The sequence below is a fragment of the Ruegeria sp. L12 genome (genome assembly GCF_056531745.1).
Map to the genome: position 1 here is coordinate 490,157 of NZ_JBQFMH010000002.1, position 6,053 is coordinate 496,209.

Consider the following 6,053-nt stretch of genomic DNA (forward strand, 5'->3'; position numbering starts at 1 on the left):
TCACGCGGCGCGCGCGCGATGCTTTTTCTCTTTTTCCAGCCACGTTTCTGCGAAACGCAACACATCTTCTTCCGTCGTTTGCGGGCCCAGCGAAACGCGGACCGCGCTTGAGGCCACCGCCTCATCAAATCCCATTGCAGTCAGAACCCGACTGGTCTTGACCTTGCCGCTGGAACAAGCGGACCCTGCGCTGATGGCAAAGCCCGACAAATCCATCTGCATTACCTGCGTTTCGCCTTTCCAGCCGGGCGTCGCAAAACACAGGGTATTCGGGAGTCGCTCCTGATCTTTCCCGACAAAAATAGTAGATTTAGAACCAGCCTCAAGAGCGTTTTCTAGAATATTTCTAAGTTCCCTGACATTTTCCCATATGCCATCTTCCAGATCACGCTGAGCAGCCTCGGCAGCCGCGCCGAACCCGGCGATACCCACAAGGTTTTCGGTGCCCGATCTGCGCCCCATCTCCTGACCACCACCGCTGGCCAAAGGCTCGATATCGAGACCTTGCCGTAAGATCAACGCCCCCACACCTTTTGTTCCGCCAATCTTATGCGCCGATAGGATCGCCATATCTGCACCACTCCAGGCGAAAGAAAACGGGATACGCCCCACGGCCTGAGTTATGTCCAACAATAGCCAGTCCGCGCGCCGCGCCCCATAGGGCCACTGATTTTCCACCTTTTTGGGCGGCTGGGTAATGATCCCGGTCTCAGAATTCGCAAGCCCCATCGCCAGTGTGTGACCGGGGCCATACGGACGCTCGCCACAATGGGTCAGATCGAAATGCGACCACAGCGCATCGTGAGCAGTGGCGTCGACAAACACGTCGCAACCTTCGGGGCGATTTTCCAGAACCCGCGCGGCCTCGGTCGCGCCCGAGGAGAAAATGACCTCTTGCGGGCGACAGCCGACAGCCTCGGCCACCTGCGCCCTCGCGCGTTCGACGACCGCCTTCGCTGCCCGCCCCTCGGCATGAACCGATGATGGATTGCCCACCACATCCATCGCCACCATCATGGCAGTCCGGGCCTCGGGCCGCAGCGGTGTTGTGGCGTTATGATCCAGATAAACCCGTTTCATAGATACATCTTTTTCTGTGCGCTCAGCGGTTGGTCGGTTGACGGCTTCATAGGATCAGTCGTCTACGACAGCAAACAGGCTAGGTACAGCCGGACAAGGCGCCAAATCGTTCCGGATCACATCTGACAGGCGGGTCTGGTGCAGGAAGACATAGACATTCGCACTCAGACTTTCCCACAAACGGTTGGTCAACGATTGCGCCCGGCTGCCCGAGGACCCACCCGAAGCACCTGCACCCTTGTGCAACGCATCTACCGTTTCATCAACGGCTGCCAGAACCTCAACCACTCGAATATCCGACGCAGGACGCGCCAGGCGATACCCGCCGCCCGGCCCGCGCACCGAGCTGACCAGTTCGGCCCGCCGCAGTTTGACGAACAGCTGTTCGAGATAGGGAAGAGAAATATCCTGACGCTCGGATATCTCGCCAAGAGTCACCAGCTTGTCGGAAGACTGCAGTGCAATATCAGCAAGCGCAACCATCGCATAGCGGCCTTTGGTCGACAGCTTCATATCATTCCCTCTCGGCAAGAACGCGCGAAAACATTGACGCCGCTGCAGCCAGTGCGTATCTCCCACTGACAGCGTCTTTACGCGACATAGATGTAATTAGAACCGTTCTAAAGTACCCGACGATTACCGTCAAGATAGTCTCGGGTCAGATACGGCAAAAAACAGGACCAAAGCACACATGCCCGAGGTGATTTTTCCCGGACCCGAAGGCCGCCTGGAAGGCCGCTACCACCCGCAAAAGGAAAAAGACGCACCGATCGCCATCGTGCTGCACCCGCATCCTCAATTCGGCGGGACCATGAACAACAAGGTCGTCTATAACCTGCATTACGCCTTTTACAACATGGGCTTCACCGTCCTGCGCTTTAACTTCCGGGGCGTAGGTCGCAGCCAGGGCGAATATGATCAGGGCGTGGGCGAGCTGAGCGATGCGGCATCGGCGCTGGATTATCTGCAGTCGATGAACAACAACTCAAAACACTGCTGGGTCGCCGGATTCTCGTTTGGCGCATGGATCGGAATGCAGCTGCTGATGCGCCGCCCCGAAATCACCGGATTCATCAGCGTGTCGCCGCCTGCCAATATGTATGATTTTTCGTTCCTGGCGCCTTGCCCGTCTTCGGGTCTGATCATCAATGGTTCGGCCGACCGCGTAGCGCCGCCGGCCGACACCACCTCATTGGTCGGCAAGCTGCACGAGCAAAAAGGCATCACCATCACTCATCACGAGGTCGAAGGTGCGGACCATTTCTTCCAGGATCGTCACATGGACACGCTAATGACCGACGTGACCGATTACGTGAAACGCCGTCTGACTGAGAACACCCGCTGATGTCGAACACCATCGATACCCTTGCGGCCAAATTGGCCGAAGACACGATCAAGGTTATGGATGAAATCGGCGAAGAGCGTTTTTTCGTCGAGGTCGGGGACGTTCTGGCGGCCGCATCGCAATCGCTGGAAGAGGCGTTCCTGACCGAAATCCGCGTCAGGCTGGCCGAGCGTAAGGCGCGGCAGTACGTGGTCAAGAAGCTGTCCGAACATCGGTCAAAATTGAAAGCGATCGAAAAGCAATAAGCCAAAAAAAAGGAGCCCGAGAGCTCCTTTTTCAAAATCGTTCGGCGGACGCTTAAACTGGAACCCCGATATACCGATCAACATTTTGGGCTGCATCAATGTCGACGGACCCCCCGTCTGCAAGCCACCCGAGCGCCACGATCATTACCGAAACGATTATGACAGATTTTGAAAAAGTCGTCATTTTTGGAAACTCGTTAAGAAAACACACCATTAAACACGTAAAGTACTACCATGACATGCAATTCTCTGAATAGTCAGGTTTACCTGACCTTTGGTCAATTTAATCCAAATCGCAAACATGTTTCGAAATGCCCTGCCCGCGTCCTGCCGCTTGTGCTCAAACGCAGCCTAAAAACCCCACGAACAAGAGATCCATTTGCGCCCAGGATCTGCCCGATCCCGTTGCTGGCCTGATGGCCGAAACACTCGGTTCAACCGCATTGTAGAGGAGTCTGCAATCACCCGGTTCTGGCCCGCGCTTCCTGTCGTGCCTGGATACGGCTGCACCTTTTATCTTATGGCGCTGACGCACAGGGCCCTGCTGGTCGGGATTGTCTATTCGATCTGGTCCGGTCTTGGGATAGTTCTGATTGGTTTTCTGGTATTCGGACAGCGCCTCGACTGGTCCGCGATCCTGGGGCTCAGCATGATTCTGAGTGGGTTTCTGATCATCCACCTGTTTTCCGCCACTGCCAGCCACTGACTGGCGGTTAGGGCTGGTATATTTCGCCGCACCACGTTATGCGCCGGGCAACTTCCCGTTCAAAGGCTGACCTCTCATGGACCTGCGCAATATCGCAATCATCGCTCACGTGGACCACGGCAAAACAACGCTGGTGGATGAGCTGCTCAAACAATCCGGTGCGTTCCGGGAAAATCAGGCCGTGGCGGAACGCGCCATGGACAGCAACGATCTCGAGCGCGAGCGCGGCATTACCATTCTGGCCAAGGCGACCTCGGTCGAGTGGAAAGATACCCGTATCAATATCGTAGACACCCCCGGCCACGCCGATTTCGGGGGTGAGGTGGAACGTATCCTGTCGATGGTCGACGGAGTCGTCCTGCTGGTCGACGCAGCTGAAGGGCCGATGCCACAGACCAAGTTCGTCACCTCCAAGGCGCTGGCACTGGGCCTGCGCCCGATCGTGGTTCTGAACAAGGTCGACAAACCCGATGCCGAGCCCGACCGGGCGCTGGACGAGTGCTTTGATCTCTTCGCCAATCTCGGCGCTGACGACGATCAGCTGGACTTTCCCGCCATGTACGCCTCGGGTCGTTCGGGTTGGGCAGATATGGAACTGGACGGGCCGCGCAAGGACCTGACCGCGCTGTTCGATCTGATCGTCGATCACGTCCCGGCTCCCAAGCAGATCGAGAAAAAGGACGAACCGTTCCGGATGCTCGCCACGACGCTTGGCAGCGATCCGTTCATCGGACGCATCTTGACCGGCCGCGTGGAAAGCGGCACACTGAAGGCAGGCGACAGCCTCAAGGCACTCAGCCGTGATGGCACCCTGATCGAAAACTTCCGCGCCTCGAAGATTCTGGCGTTCCGCGGTCTGGCACAACAGCCCATCGACGTGGCCGAAGCGGGTGACATCGTCACCATCGCCGGCATGAGCAAAGCCACCGTGGCGGATTCACTCGTCTCTCCACAAGTGGATGAGGCCCTGCCCGCCCAGCCCATCGATCCGCCGACCATCACCGTGACCTTCGGCATCAACGACTCGCCGCTGGCGGGCCGTGACGGCAAGAAGGTACAGTCCCGTGTGATCCGCGACCGCCTGATGAAAGAGGCCGAATCGAACGTCGCTATCCGCATCACCGACACCCCCGGTGGCGAGGCCTTCGAGGTTGCGGGCCGTGGCGAATTGCAGATGGGCGTACTGATCGAAAACATGCGCCGCGAAGGGTTCGAGCTCAGCATCTCGCGCCCGCAAGTTCTGTTCCGCGAGGAAGATGGCCAGCGGTTGGAACCCATCGAAGAAGTCACCATCGACGTGGATGACGAATATTCCGGCGCGGTAATCGAGAAAATCACCGGTGCGCGTAAAGGCGAACTGGCCGAGATGCGCCCTGCAGGCGCGGGTAAGACCCGCATCATCGCCCATGTCCCGTCGCGCGGGTTGATCGGCTATCATGGAGAGTTCCTGACCGACACTCGCGGCACCGGCGTTCTGAACCGCGTATTCCATGGCTGGGCCGCTCATAAGGGGCCGATTCCCGGTCGTCGCGCGGGCGTCCTGATCTCGATGGAGAACGGACAAGCTGTCGCCTATGCGCTTTGGAATCTTGAGGAACGTGGACGCATGTTCGTTGCGCCGCAGACCGATGTCTATCAGGGCATGGTGATCGGCGAGCATTCGCGCGACAACGACCTTGAGGTGAATCCGTTGAAGGGCAAGAAGTTGACAAACGTGCGCGCCAGCGGCTCGGACGATGCTGTCCGGCTGACCCCGCATGTTCAGTTCTCGCTGGAAGAGGCCATCGCTTATATCGACGATGATGAGCTGGTCGAGGTGACACCGAATGCGGTACGCCTGCGCAAACGCTACTTGGATCCGCACGAACGTAAAAGAATGTCCAAATCCGCGTAGGCCTTGCAGTAATCTGGTTCACAGTTTGGAAACAATGGCGCAATCGTGGCAATTTTGCGTCACATCCAAACACCTCCACGAAATGAGGGTCAGCCCGCGTATCAGGCTTACCCTTTGTTTTTATTAAATTTATATTTTCTCCTAGGTATATCCGAACGAATCCGCCTCGCCTTCTCCTTGCAAAAACGACGGAATATTGATCACTTCATGTTCAAAATATGACGCCGCTTCTGTATATCGCGGTGTAGTTAACGAGTATTCAGGAGTGGCGCCATGCGCATCAAATCCAAACTGTTATCCATTGTTTTTCTTTCGGCAACATTGCCCGTTTTGGCGCCAACTTCAGCCAGCGCAATGTGCACCGTCGCGACCGCCAAACAGTCGGTATCGTCCAATACCCTTTGCGCTTGCGATGTCGTCAGTTCTCGGATGCTGAAATATATCCAGCGCAGGGCTGATTTCGAGTCCATCCTCGAACGGACTCTGCTTGATTGCCCCAACTTCGCCGCAGTCCTGACGGACTTTCCAACTGCATCTATCGGATTTACGGATCAGCGGTCTGGCGATGGTCCAGCCGATGAAAACCAGCGCGGTGATGATGGAGCGACAAACAGTTCCAATTCAGGTAACGACGATCCGGACGACGACGATAGAGATCCCGACGGAAACGACGACGGCGGCAAAGGTGGCGGCGGCAAAGGTGACGACGGCAAAGGCGACGACGGCAAAGGCGACGACGGCAAAGGCGACGACGGCAAAGGCGACGACGGCAAAGGCGACGAC

7 protein-coding genes are annotated in these 6,053 nt (G+C 57.1%); 5 read left to right on the top strand and 2 right to left on the bottom strand.

Translation table 11 applies throughout. From position 1 onward, the window contains the following. Together ACR0K9_RS05410 and iscR are read right to left on the bottom strand one after the other, a co-directional pair. Positions 1-1,080 (bottom strand): cysteine desulfurase family protein, encoded by a 1,080-nt coding sequence (locus tag ACR0K9_RS05410; protein ID WP_480821371.1) that lies wholly within the window; start codon positions 1,078-1,080, stop codon positions 1-3. A gap of 54 nt (positions 1,081-1,134) precedes the next feature. Beyond that, a complete protein-coding gene (gene iscR / locus ACR0K9_RS05415) occupies positions 1,135-1,593 on the bottom strand; it encodes a Fe-S cluster assembly transcriptional regulator IscR (protein WP_480536558.1) in 459 nt (152 codons plus the stop codon). A 178-nt stretch (positions 1,594-1,771) separates the two neighbouring features. On the opposite strand from iscR, the gene ACR0K9_RS05420 reads away from it, so the two are divergent. The 5 genes from ACR0K9_RS05420 to ACR0K9_RS05440 form a co-directional block, all read left to right on the top strand. Beyond that, positions 1,772-2,425 (top strand): alpha/beta hydrolase, encoded by a 654-nt coding sequence (locus ACR0K9_RS05420; protein WP_480469767.1) that lies wholly within the window; start codon positions 1,772-1,774, stop codon positions 2,423-2,425. Beyond that, a complete protein-coding gene (locus ACR0K9_RS05425; RefSeq protein ID WP_480536557.1) occupies positions 2,425-2,670 on the top strand; it encodes a hypothetical protein in 246 nt (81 codons plus the stop codon). The genes ACR0K9_RS05420 and ACR0K9_RS05425 overlap by 1 nt, the downstream gene beginning before the upstream one ends. Before the next feature lie 490 nt (positions 2,671-3,160). Next, on the top strand, positions 3,161-3,376 hold the full coding sequence (locus ACR0K9_RS05430) for an SMR family transporter (RefSeq protein WP_480595257.1): 216 nt from the start codon (positions 3,161-3,163) through the stop codon (positions 3,374-3,376). A 76-nt stretch (positions 3,377-3,452) separates the two neighbouring features. Next, the gene (typA, locus tag ACR0K9_RS05435; protein ID WP_480536554.1) at positions 3,453-5,270 is read left to right on the top strand and encodes a translational GTPase TypA; all 1,818 of its coding nucleotides are present in this window, start codon (positions 3,453-3,455) and stop codon (positions 5,268-5,270) included. 273 nt (positions 5,271-5,543) lie between these two features. After that, positions 5,544-6,053: hypothetical protein (locus tag ACR0K9_RS05440; RefSeq protein ID WP_480821373.1), on the top strand; the 510-nt coding region annotated here is incomplete at its 3' end.